Origin of the sequence: Cupriavidus gilardii, from assembly GCF_013347325.1 — a bacterium.
Classification (GTDB): domain Bacteria; phylum Pseudomonadota; class Gammaproteobacteria; order Burkholderiales; family Burkholderiaceae; genus Cupriavidus; species Cupriavidus gilardii.
This window is the reverse complement of sequence record NZ_CP054626.1, coordinates 1566559-1584783: the sequence shown is the minus strand read 5'-3', so window position 1 is coordinate 1584783 and position 18225 is coordinate 1566559. Positions and strand designations below refer to the sequence as shown.

The following is an 18225-nucleotide window of genomic DNA, read 5'->3' as shown; positions in this document are numbered from 1 at the left end:
CGATGTGGCAGCGCGGCACGACAGGCGCCGTGGCAAGCATACACCAGCGATCGCGCTGCTCCGTCATGCCACTCGCATCGTCAAGCGGTCACCGCAACGACATGCGCCGATATCCGGCCCTCGATCGGTCCCTCGCCGAACTGGCTGCGCAGCGCGGCCTCGCAATAGTCGGTGGCCCGTTGCATCGCGTCGCCGCCGCGCGCCTCGAGCTCGGCGCGCATCGGCGTTGCCTGGCAGAAGCCGAGCGCCGGCACGCGCGCCGATTCGGCACGGCTGCGCCTGGCGACCGTGTCGAAATCGGGCGCCGTGGCGAAGCCGCCGGCGCGCAGGTCGCCTTCGATCCGGTCGCGCTGGTGGTAGCCATGCGGGGTGCGGGCCATGAAGTCGGGCGGCGAGTCCGGAAAGCATTCGGCCAGCGCGCGCGACACCGCGTGCGCAAACTCGTTCTCCTCGATGCGATCCCAGACATTGAACAGCAAGGTGCCGCCGGGCTGCAGTACCCGGCGTGCCTCGGCAAATGCCCTGGCTTTGTCCGGAAAGAACATCACGCCGAACTGGCACACCACCAGATCGAAGCTGCCATCGTCGAACGGCAATTGCATCGCATCGGCCTGGCGCCATTCGGCCACGCGGCCGCTCAGGCCGATCGCCTCGGCGCGCGCCAGCATCGGCGCATTCAGGTCGGTGACGACGAGTTCCGCCTCGTCGGGCAGCACCTTCGCCATCGCGCGTGTGACAGCACCAGTGCCGGCGGCGATCTCCAGCACGCGGGCAGGGCGCCGCGCGCCGACACGGCCAGCGATGTCGTCGGCATAGGGCTGGAAGATCATCGGCACCAGGTATTGCTCGTACAGCTCGGGGATCGGGCCCGTGAACAGCTTGTCGGTGTTCGGTGTGGTCATGGTGAGTCTCCTGGCAGGCTGCGGAGCAGGGCGCTCGCCGCTTGTTTGGCCTGCCAGTTCATCGTAGACGGCGGTGGCCCGCACCGCGACGCGAGTTCGCTGCGGCCCGACGCGTTGCTGACGCCAACCGTTCGGCTACCCAACGGGGCGCGAACGAACCGCGTACTTGTGCTTTTGCGTTTGCCTTGTACGTAATTGGGCGGCATGCAGGACGAACCACTTCGCCGGTATCGGCGCGACACCTACGATCCGCGCATCGCCGTTCCGTGTAGTCGGTCGGCGATCGGCGCCCCGCGCCTCCCACCATTTCCGAATCACCAGATGACAGGAGTCCGATCATGCAAACAAACCGTACCCCGTTGCTTCCGACCCATCTCGCAATCGACATGGCGGCGATCGATGTGAATCGCCCCTGGGAGGATGGTTACGGGCTGCTGCAGGAATCCCGCATTCGGGTCGATGCCGATGCCCGCCAGCAAGGCCTCTGTAGCCGCTTCTGGTCCGATTACCCGCGGGTGGCAGCCGGGGCGGTTGCCGGTGTCGCGTTCGGCCTGGTAGCAGGGGCGAGCGGCGCCACCTTCGCCGCCACCCATGACTGGGCCGCCGCCGCCTCGGTGTTCGGGCTGGGCAATGTGCTGATCGGCTGCGTCGCGGGATGCCTGCTGAACCTGGCGGAGCGGCCAATCCGATGATCCACCGGTCGCCACGACGAAGCCGCACTGGTCGTCAAGCGGCCGTCGGGTGATATCCGGGCTCGGCCACGGCAAAGGCCGTGCCGCGATGCGCCTGCGGCGGACAGATCCACTGCTGGTTGATCTGCCGCTTCAGCGCGTTCGCTGCCGCACAGGCCAGCCGGACCTCGCGCTGCCAGCCTCGGTCAGCACCGCTCCCCACGGACCGAGGTCCAGGCACGTGACATGGCGCGGCTGCACAGACTCGGCCCATGCGGGAAAATCGATCGGCGCTGCGCGGCCGCCTGGCGGAATGGGGCGGCGGGATTCGGCGGCTCTGGACAGCGCAATCCGGGCCGCAGCCATCGTAGTGCGACATGGAGAGCGGCCGCATTTTGGCCTAGAGTGGCGACAGTCACCGCGGCAACGCAGCGTTCGCGCCGGTCCGCCTGCCGCGGCTCGCCGTTCGGAGGACATCGCCATGGATCGCTTGTTCATGCGTCGGCCCGCGCGCCCGTTGTGGCCTTCGCATCGATTGCCGCCGCTGCAGCGGCCCAATCCCGCCGGCGGCGGCTGCTGGCCATTGCCGGGGGCGCGATGCTGCTGCCGGCCGCATGGCCCGGACCGGCCGCGGCACAATCGCCATCGCCATCGCCATCGCCACAGCAGGCCGTGCCCAGGCCATCGGGCAGCAAGCCGATGCAGATCGGCGTGATCGGCAGCGGCCGCATCGGCGGCACGGTGGGCGGGCTATGGGTCAAGGCCGGTTATCCGGTCCTGTTCTCGTCGCGGCATCCGGAGCAACTGAAGCCGCTGGTCGACGGGCTCGGCCCGCTTGCACGCGCCGGCACCGTGGCCGAGGCGGTCGCCTTCGGCGACGTGCTGTTCATCGCCGTGCCCTACGGCGCGTTGCCCGAGGTCGGCAAGGAGCATGGCCGAGGGATGGCCGGCAAGGTGGTGCTCGACGCCACCAACGCCTATCGCCATCGCGATGGCGCGGCAGGCGAGGACGCACTGGCCAACGGGATCGGTCCGACCACGGCGAAGTATCTGCCCGGTGCGCGCATCGTGCGGGCCTTCAATTTCACCAGCGCCAGCGATTTCGCGACCCGGCACCACCAGGAACCGCGGATTGCAATCCCGATCGCTGGCGACGATCGGGCCGCGCTCGACACCGCCTCCGAACTGGTACGCGCCGCCGGCTTCGAGCCGGTCGTCGTCGGCCCGTTGAAGATCGCCGACAGCTTCGCGCCCGGCGGGCCGCTGTTCCGCCAGGTCGGCAACGCCGAGGAACTGCGGCAGAAAGCGAGGGCGGCAGTTCCTGCGCCGCCCTCCGGACGCTAGCGGCCGGCCGTCAAAGCGGATGCAGCGCCGCCGGCGAATTCGCCGGCGAACTCATCAGATTGCGCACCGTGATCTTGGCCAGCAGGTTCGTCCGCGCCGCATCGCTCAGTTGACCGCTGTGGATCAGTGCCATTGCGTTGTCCTGGATACCGGCCGGCGGCTGCGGCCACGACAACCATTCGGCCAGCCAGGCGGCCTGCAGATCTGCCGGCATGGCGGCAAGCCCTTGCTCCATGGCTGAGACCAGCGAAGGGCAGGCCCCTGGGCGCGCCGCGAGGTGCGCGGCTTGCTCCAACAGGCGCGCAGCCGCGGTCGTCGTGCCGGCCGCCTGCGGACGCTCGCGTTCGGCGAGGACCCGGGCCAGGCGCGCCCTGAGCGTTCCCTCCAGCGAAGGATTCGGCTCCGCGAGGACCCGCGCCAAACGCGCGGTCGGCGTGTCTGCCGGCGTGGTGCCGCACGGCGGGTTGGCATGGCCGGCGGCCTGCAGCACGTCGTGCACCAGGCAGTGGCTCAGCCGAAGGTTGTGGCTCTCCAGCAGGGCGCCAAGCAGATCGCGCGGGTGTGCATCGGCATGCCGCTGCCTTTCCTGCTCCAGCGCCTCGAATACCGCATTCAGCGACAGGCGGTCGTGGCGCGCTTCGAGCGCGACGTGCGCTTCGCCGGCGCCGAATGCCGTGTGAGGTAATTCTCGTGCCGCCGCGGGGCTGGCGTCGGACTCGAGAAGGCGTGAAAGAGAAATGGCTTGCTGGGGCGCGGCGGCGCCCGTCGAAGTGGTGTGCATGGGTGAAGGAAGGAGGGTAGGCGTTGAGGGGAAACCGCGCCGCGCCGGCAGGCGTGCCGCTGCGCCGCCGCGGTCCGGCTCGTGTCCGCGACGCGGACCGCGCGATTCTGACGAGCCCCGCCGCCGCGCGCTTCCGATTTGCGGCGGCAACGGACGGAAGCAGGCCTTGCTGCCCAACGCCATATGGCGAGCGGCCTTCCGGGCGGCGGTAGAATGCGCACGCGCCGGACGATGCCCGTCTGCAAGCCCATATTTGCGGCGACACCGACCAGGGAGGATGACGATGAGCGCCCCAGTTGCCCAACACACCGACGAGCGCCGCATCGGCGCCTGCGTTTACCTGCTGCACATGCTGCTGCAGCGCGCGGAACAGCTGCAGCCCGGCTTGCTCGACGCACTGATCCGTGGGGTCGCGGCGGACCGGGACAGCGCACAAGCCCAAGGGCTGACCGATCTGCGCGATACCGGCGTCTTCGACGAAGCGCTGCGCATGCTCGAACTGGCGAACGACCAGCTCAAGCCGCAGCCCTGACCATAGCCGTCAGCGGGTTGCCGGCGCCAGCGCCGAATCGAGGGCTCGGCAGTGTAAACTGCGGGGTTTTTCACTCAGGCGCTATGTTGCAAGTGCCCCCGAGCGCAGGCCCCGGCGGACAGACGCTGATCCGGCTGCTTGCGCACCTGACCGAAGCCCAGGCCCCCGAATCGGCCCCGTCGCTGTCCGGCCAGCTGAGCCAATGGCTGGGCTGGACGGACGCGATCGCGTTGTCGTCGGCGCTCAATGGCAATCCGCCGGCCGTGCCGGCTGCCGGCGCGCGTGCCATCGCCAGCAACGAAGCGGCCGACAGCGAGCGGGTTCGGGCGATGCTGGCCGACGCGATCCGCGACGATCGCGCTTCGGCCCGGGGGCGGCGCAGTCCGGTCCGGCCGTTGCCGGCGGAGGCGCTCGACGCGTCGGCCGACTTTGCGATCTACCGCCAGCGCTATCTGACGCTGCAGCAGCGGATGGAAACTGCCATCGGCGATCTGCGCGGCCGGCTGCGGGCGGCGCTGGCCCGTCGGCCCGGCCAGGGCAGGCTGGCGATGCTCGATGCGGTGATGGAACGCGTGATGGGCGCGCGCGAGCAGGCCTTGCTGGCCAACGTGCCGGCCGTGCTGGAGGCGCACTATCAGCGCTTGCGGCAGGCCGAGGAGAACGCGCTGGCCCAGATCGCGGCCGCCGATGCAACCGAAGCCGCCGATGCCGCGCAAGCGCCCGATACCCACAATGCCGCCAATGCCGCCGAAAGGCCCGAGCCTGCTGGCGTGGCGGCGGCGATCACGCCTGGCGCATGGCGCCGGGTGTTCCGCCGCGACATGGAAGACCTGCTGCTGGCCGAGCTGGACCTGCGTTTCCAACCCGTCGAGGGACTGGTCGCAGCCTTGGGCCGCAACCGATCCGGCAGCTAATCAGAACATCATGACCCGATTCCCTATTCAACTTGTTGTGTTCCTCGCCGGCTTGCTGGCCGTCTGCTGGATCGGTGCCGGCTACGCGGGCTCGAATGCGCTGGCGTTCGCCGTGACGCTGCTGATCGGCGGCTTCTATGTCGGGGGCGCCTTCGAGCTGCAACGCTATCGTCGCGCGACGGCGAGCCTGACGCAGGCGGTCAACGGCCTGTCGGAGACGCCGGCGAGCCTCGGCGCCTGGCTCGATCGCATCGATCCGGGCCTGCGCCAGGCGGTGCGGCTGCGTGTCGAAGGCGAACGCGTGTCCTTGCCCGGGCCCGCGCTGACCTCGTATTTCGTCGGCCTGCTGGTGCTGCTCGGCATGCTCGGCACCTTTCTGGGCATGGTCGCCACGCTGAAGGGGACCGGCCTCGCGCTGGAAACCGCGACCGATCTGCAGGCGATCCGCGCCTCGCTGGCCGCGCCGGTCAAGGGCCTGGGTTTTGCGTTCGGTACTTCGGTCGCCGGCGTGGCGACCTCGGCCATGCTGGGGCTGCTGTCGGCGCTGTGCCGGCGTGAGCGTATCGACGCCGCGCAGGCGCTGGACGCCCAGATCGCGACGACCTTGCGGGTCCATTCGCGCGCCCATCAGCGCGAGGAGGCGTTCCGCCTGATGCAGAGCCAGGCGGAGGCGATGCCGGTGCTGGTGGACCGGTTGAACGCGATGATGGCCGCGATGGAGCAGCAGAGCCAGGCGCTGACCGAACGGCTCGCCGCCAGTCAGGACGCGTTCCACGGCAAGACCGAAGCGGTCTACACCCGCCTGGCCGCGTCGGTGGAGCAATCGCTGAAGGACGGCGTCGCCGAGAGCGCGCGTGCCGCCAGCGCGGCGATCCAGCCAGCGGTGGTGGCCACCATGAGCGGCCTGGCCCGTGAAGCGGCCGGGCTGCGCGACACCGTCACGCAGTCGATGCGGCAGCAACTGGAAGGCCTCGCATCCCGTTTCGATGCCACCACGACCCAGGCGGCCGGCCTGTGGAACGAGGCGCTGGCCGACCACCGGCGTACCAGCGCGGCGCTGGCCGACGGTCTGCGCGGCACGCTCGATGGCTTTGCCGCCAGCTTCGAGCAGCGCTCGGCCGGCCTGCTCGAGCAGGTTGCTCAGCGCATGGACACCGCGGCAGAGGCCGTGTCGGCCCGCTGGAACGAGGCCATGTCCGGCCAGGAACGCACCATCGGCGCGATTGCGGCCGAGAACCAGCAGGCGCTCGCCAACGCCGCGAGCGCGTTCGAGCGGAGCGCCAGCGCGCTGCTCGGCACGGTGGCACAGGCCCAGGCCGAACTGCGGGCGCAACTGGCCGCGCAGGACGAACAGCGGCTCGCCAACTGGAGCGCGACGCTGTCCAGCCACGAGCGCGCCATCGGCGCGATCGCGACGGAGAACCAGCAGGCGCTGGCCGCCGCCGCGGGTGCCTTCGAACAGAACGCCAGCGCGCTGCTGGCCACGGTGGCGCGGGCACAGACCGAACTGCGCGCGCAACTGGCCGCGCAGGACGAACAGCGGCTCGCCAACTGGAGCGCGACGCTGTCCGGCCATGAGCGGGCCATTGGCGCTATCGCGGCCGAGAACCAGCAGGCACTGGCGGCCGCCACGGGCGCGTTCGAACAGAATGCGAGCACGCTGCTGACCACGGTGGCACAGGCGCAGGCCGAGCTGCGCGCGCAACTGGCGGCGCACGACGAGCAGCGCCTTGCCAACTGGAGCGCGACGCTGGACGGCATCGCCGCCGCACTGCGCCAGCAATGGGAACAGACCGGTGCGCAGACCGCGAGCCGGCAGCAGCAGATCTGCGAGACGCTGGAGCGCACCGCGCACGAGATCACCGCGCAGACACAGGCGCAGGCTGCCTCGACCATCGCCGAAGTCGCCCGTCTGGCCCAGGTCGCCGGCGAAGCGCCGCGCGTCGCGGCCGATGCGATTGCCGAACTGCGGCGCAAGCTGTCCGATGAAATGGCGCGCGACAACGCGATGCTCGAGGAACGCACGCGCCTGATGGAGAGCCTGTCCACGCTGCTGGAACAGGTCGGCCGGACCTCGACCGCGCAACGCGAGGCAGTCGACACGCTGGTCGCCACCAGTGCGGAACTGCTCGAGCGCATCGGCTCGCGCTTCACCGACAAGGTCGAAGCCGAGACCGGCAAGCTGACCGACGTGGCGGCGCAGGTCACCGGCAGCGCGGCCGAGGTGGCCAGCCTGGGCGAAGCATTCGGCGTGGCGGTGCAGCTGTTCAGCGAATCGAACGACAAGCTGGTCGCGCATCTGCAGCGCATCGAGGCCGCGCTCGACAAGTCGATGGCCCGCAGCGACGAGCAGCTGGCCTACTACGTGGCACAGGCGCGCGAAGTGGTGGACCTGAGCATGCGATCGCAGAAGCAGATCCTTGAAGACCTGCAGCAGGTCGCCGGCCAACGCGCACCGGACGCAGAGGCGGCATGAGAGAGGAGATCGACGCCGGCGTCGAGCCGACCGTGCCGGCCTGGGCCGTCTTCGGCGACCTGATGTCGGTAGTGCTCGGCGCCTTCGTGCTGATTCTGCTGGGCGTGATCGGCATCCAGCTCGAGCTCGCCTCGCGGCTGGACAACGAAGTCAAGCAGCGCCAGCAGGAGATGCACCGGCGCGAGAGCCTGGAGCAGGCGCTGGCCGGGCCGCTGGCGGCAGGGCGCGTGACGCTGGTGAACGGACGCATCGGCATCAGCGGCAACGTGCTGTTCGCGCTGAATTCCGCCGAGCTGCAACCCGAAGGACAGGAGGTGCTCAAGAGCCTGGCCGCGCCGTTGAAGGCCTATCTGCGCAATCGGGACGAGATCCTGATGGTCAGCGGCTTCACTGACGACCGGCAGGTGCGCGACGGCAACCGCCAGTTCGCCGACAACTGGGAGCTGTCGGCCCAGCGCGCGCTGACGGTGACCCGCGCGCTGATCGATGCGGGCGTGCCGGCCGCGTCGGTGTTCTCGGCCGCCTTCGGCTCGCAACAGCCGGTGGCATCGAACAAGGACGCGCAGGGCCGCGCCCGCAACCGCCGCGTCGAGATCGCGCCGATTCCGCGCGTGTCGATGGGAACAGGGAAGTCCGGTGGCTAGCCTGGGCGCCGACGACATGCGCGCGCGCATCGAGGCATGGCGCGACAGCGGCGCCGATCGCGTCGACCCGGTCCGCTTTCGCCTGCTGGAGGCGCTGGCGCGCCGGATGGACGCCCACCGCGACGAAGCCCGGCGGCGCCTGGAAGACCGGCTCGCGCGGCTGGTGCAAGCCTATGAGGACCGGCTCCAGCGCGCAGCAGGCGAGTCCGGCGAGTCCCGTCAGCGCGAGTCCAACCCGCAGCGAAGCACCCGCCCGCCCGGGCCGCTTGCGGCGCTGGCCCGCGAACTCCGCGGTGATATGGACGCGCAGGGCGAGGTCACCGGAGCCGCGGCGATCGCGCCGAGGCATCCGCCGCAGCCCGATCCCGCCCTGGTCGACTATGTGCGCCGCACATGGACCCGTCTGAGCGCCGATCGCGCCTGGCGCCAATCGCTGGAACGCGTCCCCGAGAACGCCGGACCGCTGAACTCCAACCATCTGATCCACCGTGCACTGTCCGCGATGCGCGAGCTGTCGCCGGGCTATCTGCAGCAGTTGCTGTCCTATGTCGATACGCTGTCGCGGCTCGAGCGGATGAGCGCGGACGGCGCGGCCGACAGCAAGGGCACGCCGCCCGCCGCGAGTCCGTCCAAGGCCGCGCGCGGCAAAGCGCGCCAGTCGCGCGCCAGGCCCGCGGGGCCCTCGAAAGCCTGAGACCCGCCGGCATCACCGCATCACCGCATCACTGCATCACCGCATCACTGCATCGGGGATCACCACATCACGACCTCACGGCGCCACCGGCGTCAGTCCCGCCGCGGTAAAGATCTGCTGCAGTTCGCCGCTGCCGCGCAGCGCATCGAGCGCGCGCTGCACCGCATCGGCCAGTTCCTTGTTGTCGGCCTTGACCGCCATGCCGACCGCCCAGCCGCGCGGCGGCAGCAGCGGCGACGAGACTTCCGCGGCCGCGTACTGCGAAGCGGCGCGACCCTCGTCCTTCAGCGCGCTCTCGTACTGCGAACGCGTGACCATCGCCGCCGCGATCTCGCCGGCGAACAGCGCCCGCAAGCTGTCGCGCGGCGACGAATAGATGCGGACCTTGTCTCGCAGCGCGCCGCCGGCGCCGGCCAGCAGGGCATTGGCACCGGCCGAGCCGGCTTCGGCGCCGAGCGGCAGGCCCGCCAGATCGCCGAGGTCGCGGATCCGCGGCAGCCGCGCGGTGTCGTGCACCAGCACGAACTGCTCGCGATAGTACGGCGCGAAGATCGTCGCCTTGTCGTTCTCCCGCATGAAGGCGCGGTCGACCGGCACGTGCAGCATCACGTCGGCCGGCCCATAGCCGAGATAGTGGCCGCGCCAGACCATGTTGCGCAGGTCGTCCGCCATGTTCTCGTCGGCGTCGAACGGCAGCAGCGTCAGCGACAGATTCAGCTGGCGGCTCAGCGCTTCCGCGATGGCGACATCGACGCCGGTGGGCTTGCCATCGACGAGCTCGGAGAAGGGGGCAAAGGCCTTGTAGACGGCGACCTTCAGCCGGCCACTCTCGCGGATCCTGGCCAGATCGGCCCAGGCGCCGGCTGACCAGGCGAGTCCGGCCGACAGCAACAGCAGCGCGATGGCGCGGCGGCGGCGCGGTGCCGCCTTCGGTGCGAGCGCTGCCCGCATCGAAGGCGCGTGGGACATCGGGGGCATCGTTGTCTCCTGAAGGGGGCGAACGGAAAAGAAGGGGAGCGGCCGCGGCGCACCGAGCCGCGCCGAAGCGCGACAGGCATCGCGGCACGCTCTCACTGCGGCCGGCGCGACTCCAGATAGGTCTTCAGCGCCCACACGGCTTCCTGCGTCAGCGTTTCGTCGAACGGCGGCATGTAGACGCGGCCGTCGCGCGTGCGGCCGCGGCGCACGGTGGTGGCGAAGTACTGGTCGATCTCGCTGTAGCAGCCTTGCTTCTTCTTCGGGTCGGCCAGCGCCGAACAGTCCGAATCGAGACTGCGCAGGTCCGGCGCAATGCCTCCGGAGATCGCGTCCAGCCCGTGGCAGCGCGCGCAGTTCTGGTTATAGGCGGAGCTGCCGATGCGCAGCGCCTCGTCGTGAGCCGGGCCTGTGCGGTAAGGGTTTTCCTGCTTCCACTCCTTGCCAAGCTGCGGCAACGTGCTGGTGTCGACCGCTTGGGGCGTGACGTCGCCGTGGGCGTACGCGGCGCCCGGGATCGCGGTGGCAGCCAGGCCAGCACCGAGGACAAGGGCGCGGAGCAGGGGGCGGAAAAGCGGGCGGAAAGTCGCCATCGTGGTCTCCTGATGTTGTCGGGATCGTTTGCCCCGAACGTCCGCAAGAGCTGTGCCACTCGCGCCAGGCCCCGGAAACCGCGGGAATTGCCATGTGGCGGCGTCGCCCGCGTTGCAGCATGGCCGCCGGGGCGCCCTCGAATTCAACACCCTGGCAAGCATTTTGCTCCACAATGCAACAGTGCCCGGGCGGAACGCTCCGAGCGGGCGCCCCGATCGCCGAAGATCCGGCACCAAGATGCCGGGCAGCCGAACAGGAGACATCCCATGACCCCGCACGAGCCGGAGCCGCACGGCGGCACGCACGCCGACACCATCGCCCAGGCCCACCAGCGATCGCAGTCCTATGGCTTGCGCCCCTACGAGACACCGGACTTCGGCCCCGTCGCCCCGGTCGACCTGCGCAGCCAGATCGAGAAGAGCCAGTCGCTGTTCACGCACGCGCTGCCGGTGATGGAGATGCTGTACGACCAGATCGTCAACACGCACAGCATGGTGATCCTGACCGATACGGCCGGACTGATCCTGCATTCGCTGGGCGATGACGACTTCCTCGAGAAGGCCGACAAGGTCGCGCTGCGTCCCGGCGCGGTGTGGTCCGAGGAGAGCAAGGGCACGAACGCGATCGGCACCGCGCTGACCGAGGGGCTGCCGACGCTGGTCCATGGCGAAGAACACTTCCTGCGTGCCAATCATTTCCTGACCTGCTCGTGCTCGCCGATTCTCGATCCCTACGGCAAGACGGTCGGCGCGCTCGACGTCACGGGCGACCATCGCGGCTTCCACAAGCACACGATGGCGCTGGTGCGCATGTCCGCGCAGATGATCGAGAACCATCTGTTCGAAAACGCGTTCCAGGACATGGTGCGCGTCCATTTCCACGCGCGCCAGGAGTTCATCGGCACCATTGCGGAAGGGCTGGCTTCGTTCACGCCCGGCGGCCGCTTCCTGTCGGCCAATCGCAGCGGGCAGTTCCAGCTCGGCCTGTCGGTCGGCGCCTTGCGCGCGCATACGTTTTCGTCGCTGTTCGGGCTGTCGATGGGGCAGCTGTTCGACGCGCTGCGCAGCGCCCCCGGCGGCGTGATGCCGCTGCAGCTGTCGAGCGGGGTCAAGGTCTGGGCCCGCGTCGAGATCACGCGCTCGACGGTGGTCCCGTCCGGCGGACTGATGCCCGAGGCCCGCGAGACGGCCGTGCCGCGCCGCAGCCGGCTGCCGAACGCCGCCCAGCCCGGCGGCCTGGACGAGCTCGATACCGGCGATCCGCAGATGGCGGCGGTGATCGGCAAGCTGCGCAAGGTCGTCGGCCGCGATATCCCGGTGATGATCTGCGGCGAGACCGGTACCGGCAAGGAACTGCTGGCGCGTGCGATCCACGCCGAGAGCCAGCGCCAGCAGGGCCCGTTCGTCGCGGTCAACTGCGCCTCGATTCCCGAGACGCTGTTCGAGTCCGAGCTGTTCGGCTACGAGGAAGGCGCGTTCACCGGGGCGCGCAAGAAGGGCGGCATCGGCAAGATGCTGCTGGCCAACGGCGGCACGCTGTTCCTCGATGAAATCGGCGACATGCCGCTGCATTTGCAGGTGCGGCTGCTGCGGGCGCTGCAGGAACGCTCGGTGACGCCGCTGGGCAGCAACAAGGTCATCGAGGTGGACTTCGTGCTGATCTGCGCGACCAACCGAAATCTGCGCGAGGAAGTCGCGGCCGGGCGCTTCCGCGAGGACCTGTACTACCGGCTCAATGGCCTGGTGGTGCGGCTGCCCGCGCTGCGCGACCGCAGCGATCTGGACGTGGTCGCGGCCAAGGTGCTGGCGCGGCATGGCGGCGCGTCGCCGCCGCTGCGCATCGCGGAGCCGGTAATGCGGATGTTCGCGTCCTACCACTGGCCGGGCAATATCCGCCAGCTGGCCAACCTGCTGAACACGGCGCGCTTGATGGCGGAGGGCGAGGACGAGATCGACGTGTCGCACCTGCCCGACGACTTCCTTGACGACTGGCGCGAACGCAACGAAGCGGGCCTGGGGGCGTCGGCTGCGGTGTCGGCCGCCCCGCCCGGCGGGATGCCCAACTTCGCGCCGGCGGGCTCGCCGTCGCAGCCGCTGCGGCCGACGCGGCTCGCCGATGTCGAGGCGCTGACGATCGTGGCGGCCGTCAAGGCGCATCACGGCAATATTTCGGCGGCAGCCAAGGCGCTCGGCATCTCGCGCAATACGGTCTACCGCAAGCTCGGCGAGGCGGACCGCCTGCTGCAGACCGACGGGGAGGCCGGCCCGGACGCCCCGTACTGAGCCTGCCCCGCGTTGGCCGAGTGGTCGGCCGGGTCGTTGGCCCATTGCTGGGCCCATGCCTCACGATGGCCCGGCCGGCGCGCTCCGCATCCACTGATCCTCCAGCTCCAGCCACGCGCGCTGTACGTTCAGCGCGTGCCGCGGCACGAAGCCGCGCCAGTGCCGGAAGGCGTCGCCGGGCACCGCGCGCGATGCATCGGCAGCGTCCACGCCGCGAGCGAGCCCTTGCCGGATCGCGTCTTCCAGACCGTCGAAGTAGGCCAGCGTCGGCGCCAGGCTCCGCTGCGGCGGCCCGACGGCGTCGCCGATCACCGCGGTCGCGGGCAGGGCCGCGAGCGCGCGCAGCGCGGCGCGCCAGCCCGTCAGCGAGCCGTCACGCAGATCCGGCACCTGGTCGCCCGTGACCAAGCCACCGCCGTACAGCAGCTGCAGCGACGGCGCATACAACGCGGTGTCCGAGGTGCTGTGCGCGTTGGCGAAGAGCCGCACCTGCCAGCGGAGTCCGGCCGCCTCGAGCGGGATGCCGTCCCGCAGCGCAGGCTGCGGCAGCACGATGCCCGTGCCCGCCATCGCGGCGGGCCCCAGTTCGGCCACGAGAAGACGGCGGCAGGCGCCGCAACGCGATCGCATCGCGTCGGCAGTCGCCGTCGACGCCAGGAAGGCAGGGCGCGGGCGCAATTCCGCGAAGGCGGCGTTGGCTAACACCTGCCAGGGGTGTGGATGCGAATTGACGACCCAACGCACCGGCAGCGCGGTCCGTCGCCGGATCGCCGCGATCAGGCGGCGGCCGTGGTTCAGGTTCGGGCCGGGATCGACGACCAGCACGCCGTCCTGGCCGATCGCGACGAGGCATGGCGAGAGCGGCAGGTCGTCGCGCTCCACCGCGCCGGTGTAGATGCCGGGTGCCACCGGCGACAGTATCAGCGGCTTCCCCGCGGCTGCCGCCGCGGCAACGCGGCGCGCACACAGCGCGGCGAGTCCCAGGCCGGCGGCACGCCGCAGGAACACGCGGCGGCCGCCCGTCACGCGGACAGCTCCCGGATCGCCGCGCGCAATGCCTCTGCCATCGGCCCCGTGGCCAGATGTCCAGCCCGCGGCAACACGCGCAGGACGGCATGCGGCATTGCCGCCAGCAGCCGGGCCGAATTGCCGGGCCGGCAGACGCGATCGCGGGCACCATGCAGCAGGATCGCCGGAATCCGGTGCCGCGCGATGCTGGCGGCGCAACGCAGCAGCGCGGGCTTGCCCAATCCGCAGCGGCGCTGCAGGTAGTGCGCCTGGATCCGGTACTTGCGCCGCAAGCCTTCGTCCTCGCGCGGGGCGGAACGGCGCCGCCGATGCCCGCCGGTCCGCTCGCCAAGCAGCGCCGCCTCGACCCCGCGCCACCGCCTGGCGGTGTCCCGTTGTTGAACACCTGTTCCATTCTGCAGCAGCCGTACGGCGCAACGCCGTTGTGCGTCGGCCCCATTGCCGCGTGCTTGCGGTGCAGCAACGGCGGTGCGCAAGGGGGAGGGCACCGACATGCCGCGGGCGCGCGCGGCGAACAGCCGCAGGATATCGTCGCGGCCCGTCAGGAAGCTGCCGCGCAGCACCAGGCCGGCGACGCGCTGCGGCCATCGCGCGGCGTAGGCCAGCGCCAGCGCCGCGCCCCATGAGCCCGCGGCGACATGCCAGCGCTCGACGCCCAGCGCGGCGCGCAGCCGCTCGATATCGGCCAGCAATGCACCGGTTGTGTTGCGCCGGAGCGTGCCGGCCGGCCGCGACCGGCCCGCGCCGCGCTGATCGGCGAGGATCGCGAGGTGGCGCGTCGGATCGAACCAGTCCGCCATCGACGGCGAACAGCCGCTGCCCGGACCGCCATGCAGCACCAGCCAAGGGACGCCGTCGGCGCGGCCATGGAGGCGGACGTGCAGGCTGTGCATGTCCGCCGTGCGCAGCCGGAATACGCGGTCTGTGAAACCGCCGGGAAGGCGTTGCCGCTGTGCGGTGTCGGGCATGGATGTTGCCTCATCGTCGATGCGGAAAGGCGGGGCACTGCGCCGCCGCCCGTTCCGACTCGGCAATCACAGTCCGTGCCAAGCAACCACATCGAAGGAGACCTCATGAACTGGACCACGCCCGCCTATACCGATCTTCGCCTCGGCTTCGAGATCACGATGTATATCGCCAACCGCTGACGTCGAGCGGATCAGCCGATGGTCCCCGCGTCCGCGGGGACTGCAACACAAACGCAAGGCGCGTACGGCGCGTGGCACCGCGATGACGACGTTAAAGGTTCTGGGCTCCGCGGCGGGCGGGGGCTTTCCGCAGTGGAACTGCAACTGCACCAATTGCGACGGCGTGCGTCGCGGCGCGGTTTCGGCGATGCCGCGCACGCAGTCGTCGATCGCGCTGACGGAGAACGGGCTGGACTGGCTGCTGGTCAATGCATCCCCCGACATCCTGGCGCAGATCCGCGCCACGCCGGCATTGCAGCCGGCACGCGAGCGGCGCGACACGGGCATCGCGGCCGTGCTGCTGATGGACGCGCAGATCGACCATGTCACCGGGCTGCTGATGTTGCGCGAGAACAGTCGTCGACTGCCGCTATATGCGACCGCGCCGGTGCTCGCCGACCTGTCCGACGCCTTGCCGCTGTCCCGCGTGCTGTCGCACTACTGCGGTCTGGAGCCGCATCCGCTGCCGCTCGATGGCAAGCCGTTGCGCATTGCGCCGCTGCAGCGCGCCACCATCACGCCCGTGCCGCTCGACAGCAAGGCACCACCGTATTCGCCGAACCGGCACGCGCCCCGGCGTGGCGACAATATCGGCCTGCGGATCGAGACTGCCGCCGGCAGACGCGTGTTCTATGCGCCGGGCCTCGGGCAGGTGACGGCCGAGCTGATGGAAGAACTGCGCGGTGCCGATATCGTGCTGGTCGACGGCACGTTCTGGACCGACGACGAGATGCTGCGGCACGGGCTGTCGAACAAGACCGCGGCCGAGATGGGTCATCTGGCGCTGTCAGGCGCAGGCGGCATGATTGAGGTGCTCGACGCGCTGCCGGCCTCCCGCAAGATCCTGATCCATATCAACAACACCAATCCGATTCTCGACGATCGGTCGCCGCAGCGCCGCCATCTGCGCGCGCACGGCATCGAGGTCGCCTGGGATGGCATGGAGATCGCGCTATGACGCAGGCCACCGCGTGGAGCCCTGTCGAATTCGAATCGCGACTGCGCGCGAAGCAGTCGGGCTACCACATTCATCACCCATTCCATCGCCGCATGGCGGCGGGACACTGCACGCCGGAACAGATCCGCGGCTGGGTGGCCAACCGGTTTTACTACCAGGTCCGTATCCCGCAGAAAGACGCCGCCATTCTCGCCAACTGCCCGGACCGCGAGACACGCCGGCTGTGGGTGCAGCGCATCGTCGACCATGACGGCACGGACAGCGACCCCGGCGGCATCGAAGCCTGGGTCCGGCTCGGGGAGGCGGTGGGCCTGCCGCGCCAGGCGCTGTGGTCGCAGGAGCTGGTGCTGCCCGGCGTGCGCTTCGCCGTCGACGCCTACGTCAATTTCGCGCGCAGCGCGCCGTGGCAGGAGGCGGTCTGTTCTTCGCTGACCGAAATGTTCGCCCCGGAGATCCACCAGCAGCGGCTGGAAGGCTGGCCCGAGCACTACCCTTGGATCGAGCGCGGCGGACTGGACTATTTCCGCTCGCGCATTCCGCTGGCGCAGCGCGACGTCGACCACGGCCTGCGCGTGACACTCGAACATTTCCGTACGCCGGCCGAGCAGCGGCGCGCGCTCGAGATCCTGCAGTTCAAGCTCGACGTGCTGTGGTCGATGCTCGATGCCATCGAGAGGGCCTATCCATGACCGCGCCATCCCCGCACACCGGCATGCCGACGCTGCATCGGACGCTGCGCCTGCAATGGGAAGAGGCCCAACAGGCCTGGGTGCTGCTGTATCCCGAGGGCATGGTCACGCTGAACGACAGCGCGGCGGCCATCCTGCGGCGCTGCGACGGCTCACGCACGCTCGACATGCTGATCGACGAACTGCAGGGCGCCTACGACGTACAGGGAATCGCCGCGGAGGTCCATGCCTTTGTCAAACATGCATTCGAACGCGGCTGGCTCGCCTGAGGCGGCAGCGCGTCCCGGCCCGCCGCTGTGGCTGCTGGCCGAGCTGACCTATCGTTGCCCGCTGCACTGCGCGTTCTGCTCGAATCCGGTCGACTATGCGCGGCACGGCGCGGAGCTCGATACCGCGCGGTGGCTGGACGTGTTGACGCAGGCCAGAGCGCTGGGCGCGGTGCAGCTGGGACTGTCCGGCGGCGAGCCGCTGATGCGCAAGGATCTCGAAGCGCTCGTCGCGCATGCGCGCAAGCTCGGTTTCTACATCAACCTGATCACCTCCGGAGTCGGCCTGACCGACGATCGGCTGGGGGCGCTGCGCGAGGCGGGGCTCGACCATATCCAGCTGTCCTTCCAGGATTCGACGCGCGAGCTGAACGACTTCCTGTCCAGCACCCGCACCTTCGACCTGAAGCGGCGCGTGGCCCGGATGATCAAGGCGCACGGCTATCCGATGGTGATGAACTGCGTGCTGCACCGGCATAACCTGCCGCATGTCGGCACCATCATCGAAATGGCGCTGGAGATGGGCGCCGAGTATCTGGAGCTGGCCAACACCCAGTACTACGGCTGGGCCTGGCGCAACCGCCTCGCGCTGATGCCCGATGCCGCGCAATTGCGCGAGGCCGAGGCCGTGGTGGAGCGCTATCGGCGGCGCATCGGCTCGCGTTGCCGCATTCTGTTCGTGGTACCGGACTATTTCGAAACGCGGCCGAAGAAGTGCATGAACGGCTGGGGCACGACGTTCCTGGGCGTCGCGCCCGACGGCACGGCGCTGCCTTGCCACGCCGCCCGCATGCTGCCGGGCCTCGCGCTGCCAAACGTCAACGACATGCCACTGCGCGAGATCTGGTTCGACAGCGAGGCATTCAATCGCTATCGCGGCACCGCGTGGATGAAGGGGGCATGCCGTTCCTGCGAGGACAAGGAGGCCGACGCGGGCGGCTGCCGCTGCCAGGCATGGCAGCTGACCGGCGACGCCGACGCGACGGATCCGGTCTGCGACCGGTCCGGCGATCACGATCGCGTGCGTGCCATCGTGGCGCAGGGCCGGCTTGCCGCCGTGCTGGCCCAGGGACGCGTGGAGCGGGGCAGGGAGGCGCCGCTGCTGTTCCGCACCGATGCCAATTCGCTGCGGTTGAGCGAGGGGTAGAGCGCGAAGGCGCGAAAACGCGGCAGCGGAAGAGCGGAGGAGAGAACGGCAGCGTGGCGAGCGGTCGCGCTGCCGGCATCAAGCTCGCTCTCCCGCTTGCGGGAGAGGGGTGCGGAGGGGGCGATGGACGGCGATGGAGG

Annotated in this window: 20 protein-coding genes; 13 read left to right on the top strand and 7 right to left on the bottom strand. The window is 69.9% G+C overall.

Translation table 11 applies throughout. The features are described 5' to 3' along the window. Nucleotides 1-80 precede the first annotated feature (80 nt). Nucleotides 81-902: a class I SAM-dependent methyltransferase gene (locus FOB47_RS17515; protein ID WP_174781692.1), complete on the bottom strand. Its 822-nt coding sequence runs from the start codon at nucleotides 900-902 to the stop codon at nucleotides 81-83. A gap of 386 nt (nucleotides 903-1288) precedes the next feature. On the opposite strand from FOB47_RS17515, the gene FOB47_RS17510 reads away from it, so the two are divergent. Next, on the top strand, nucleotides 1289-1594 hold the full coding sequence (locus tag FOB47_RS17510) for a hypothetical protein (RefSeq protein ID WP_053821852.1): 306 nt from the start codon (nucleotides 1289-1291) through the stop codon (nucleotides 1592-1594). 34 nt (nucleotides 1595-1628) lie between these two features. Here FOB47_RS17510 and FOB47_RS17505 read toward each other — a convergent pair whose 3' ends face one another. Next, on the bottom strand, nucleotides 1629-1796 hold the full coding sequence (locus FOB47_RS17505) for a hypothetical protein (RefSeq protein ID WP_217488940.1): 168 nt from the start codon (nucleotides 1794-1796) through the stop codon (nucleotides 1629-1631). 374 nt (nucleotides 1797-2170) lie between these two features. Between FOB47_RS17505 and FOB47_RS17500 the strand changes: the two genes are divergently transcribed. Continuing rightward, entirely contained in the window at nucleotides 2171-2917 is a 747-nt protein-coding gene (locus FOB47_RS17500; protein ID WP_390884839.1) for an NADPH-dependent F420 reductase, read from the top strand. A gap of 10 nt (nucleotides 2918-2927) precedes the next feature. On the opposite strand, the gene FOB47_RS17495 is transcribed toward FOB47_RS17500, so the two are convergent. Then, complete coding sequence (locus tag FOB47_RS17495) at nucleotides 2928-3698, bottom strand: hypothetical protein (RefSeq protein ID WP_174781691.1); 771 nt, start codon at nucleotides 3696-3698, stop codon at nucleotides 2928-2930. A gap of 283 nt (nucleotides 3699-3981) precedes the next feature. On the opposite strand from FOB47_RS17495, the gene FOB47_RS17490 reads away from it, so the two are divergent. The 5 genes from FOB47_RS17490 (at nucleotide 3982) to FOB47_RS17470 (ending at nucleotide 8958) form a co-directional block, all read left to right on the top strand. After that, nucleotides 3982-4230, top strand: coding sequence for a hypothetical protein (locus FOB47_RS17490; protein WP_053823099.1), 249 nt, complete (start codon nucleotides 3982-3984; stop codon nucleotides 4228-4230). A gap of 83 nt (nucleotides 4231-4313) precedes the next feature. Continuing rightward, nucleotides 4314-5144, top strand: coding sequence for a DUF3348 domain-containing protein (locus FOB47_RS17485; protein WP_174781690.1), 831 nt, complete (start codon nucleotides 4314-4316; stop codon nucleotides 5142-5144). Between the two features lie 10 nt (nucleotides 5145-5154). Then, nucleotides 5155-7620 carry a DUF802 domain-containing protein gene (locus FOB47_RS17480; RefSeq protein ID WP_174781689.1) on the top strand — a complete coding sequence of 822 codons (2466 nt, stop codon included), beginning with the start codon at nucleotides 5155-5157 and terminating at the stop codon, nucleotides 7618-7620. Next, entirely contained in the window at nucleotides 7617-8264 is a 648-nt protein-coding gene (locus FOB47_RS17475) for an OmpA family protein (RefSeq protein ID WP_174781688.1), read from the top strand. Before FOB47_RS17480 ends, FOB47_RS17475 begins: the two co-directional genes overlap by 4 nt. A gap of 16 nt (nucleotides 8265-8280) precedes the next feature. Continuing rightward, complete coding sequence (locus tag FOB47_RS17470) at nucleotides 8281-8958, top strand: DUF2894 domain-containing protein (RefSeq protein ID WP_244959457.1); 678 nt, start codon at nucleotides 8281-8283, stop codon at nucleotides 8956-8958. A gap of 75 nt (nucleotides 8959-9033) precedes the next feature. On the opposite strand, the gene FOB47_RS17465 is transcribed toward FOB47_RS17470, so the two are convergent. Together FOB47_RS17465 and pedF are read right to left on the bottom strand one after the other, a co-directional pair. Next, the gene (locus FOB47_RS17465) at nucleotides 9034-9927 is read right to left on the bottom strand and encodes a substrate-binding periplasmic protein (RefSeq protein ID WP_390884840.1); all 894 of its coding nucleotides are present in this window, start codon (nucleotides 9925-9927) and stop codon (nucleotides 9034-9036) included. Between the two features lie 101 nt (nucleotides 9928-10028). Continuing rightward, the gene (pedF, locus tag FOB47_RS17460) at nucleotides 10029-10526 is read right to left on the bottom strand and encodes a cytochrome c-550 PedF (protein WP_244959456.1); all 498 of its coding nucleotides are present in this window, start codon (nucleotides 10524-10526) and stop codon (nucleotides 10029-10031) included. Between the two features lie 267 nt (nucleotides 10527-10793). Here pedF and FOB47_RS17455 point away from each other — a divergent pair, with 267 nt between their 5' ends. Further along, nucleotides 10794-12809 carry a sigma-54-dependent Fis family transcriptional regulator gene (locus FOB47_RS17455; protein ID WP_174781687.1) on the top strand — a complete coding sequence of 672 codons (2016 nt, stop codon included), beginning with the start codon at nucleotides 10794-10796 and terminating at the stop codon, nucleotides 12807-12809. A 60-nt stretch (nucleotides 12810-12869) separates the two neighbouring features. On the opposite strand, the gene FOB47_RS17450 is transcribed toward FOB47_RS17455, so the two are convergent. Beyond that, nucleotides 12870-13835, bottom strand: coding sequence for an MBL fold metallo-hydrolase (locus FOB47_RS17450; protein ID WP_244959455.1), 966 nt, complete (start codon nucleotides 13833-13835; stop codon nucleotides 12870-12872). Continuing rightward, nucleotides 13832-14806: an alpha/beta fold hydrolase gene (locus tag FOB47_RS17445; RefSeq protein ID WP_174781686.1), complete on the bottom strand. Its 975-nt coding sequence runs from the start codon at nucleotides 14804-14806 to the stop codon at nucleotides 13832-13834. The genes FOB47_RS17450 and FOB47_RS17445 overlap by 4 nt, the downstream gene beginning before the upstream one ends. 105 nt (nucleotides 14807-14911) lie before the next feature. On the opposite strand from FOB47_RS17445, the gene pqqA reads away from it, so the two are divergent. The 5 genes from pqqA (at nucleotide 14912) to pqqE (ending at nucleotide 18085) form a co-directional block, all read left to right on the top strand. Further along, a complete protein-coding gene (gene pqqA / locus FOB47_RS17440) occupies nucleotides 14912-14986 on the top strand; it encodes a pyrroloquinoline quinone precursor peptide PqqA (protein WP_006578070.1) in 75 nt (24 codons plus the stop codon). Nucleotides 14987-15068: 82 nt separating this feature from the next. Next, the gene (pqqB, locus tag FOB47_RS17435; RefSeq protein ID WP_053821843.1) at nucleotides 15069-15983 is read left to right on the top strand and encodes a pyrroloquinoline quinone biosynthesis protein PqqB; all 915 of its coding nucleotides are present in this window, start codon (nucleotides 15069-15071) and stop codon (nucleotides 15981-15983) included. Beyond that, nucleotides 15980-16672: a pyrroloquinoline-quinone synthase PqqC gene (gene pqqC / locus FOB47_RS17430; protein WP_174781685.1), complete on the top strand. Its 693-nt coding sequence runs from the start codon at nucleotides 15980-15982 to the stop codon at nucleotides 16670-16672. Before pqqB ends, pqqC begins: the two co-directional genes overlap by 4 nt. Continuing rightward, complete coding sequence (pqqD, locus tag FOB47_RS17425) at nucleotides 16669-16941, top strand: pyrroloquinoline quinone biosynthesis peptide chaperone PqqD (RefSeq protein WP_053821841.1); 273 nt, start codon at nucleotides 16669-16671, stop codon at nucleotides 16939-16941. The genes pqqC and pqqD overlap by 4 nt, the downstream gene beginning before the upstream one ends. Further along, on the top strand, nucleotides 16913-18085 hold the full coding sequence (pqqE, locus tag FOB47_RS17420) for a pyrroloquinoline quinone biosynthesis protein PqqE (protein WP_174782480.1): 1173 nt from the start codon (nucleotides 16913-16915) through the stop codon (nucleotides 18083-18085). Before pqqD ends, pqqE begins: the two co-directional genes overlap by 29 nt. Nucleotides 18086-18225 lie beyond the last annotated feature (140 nt).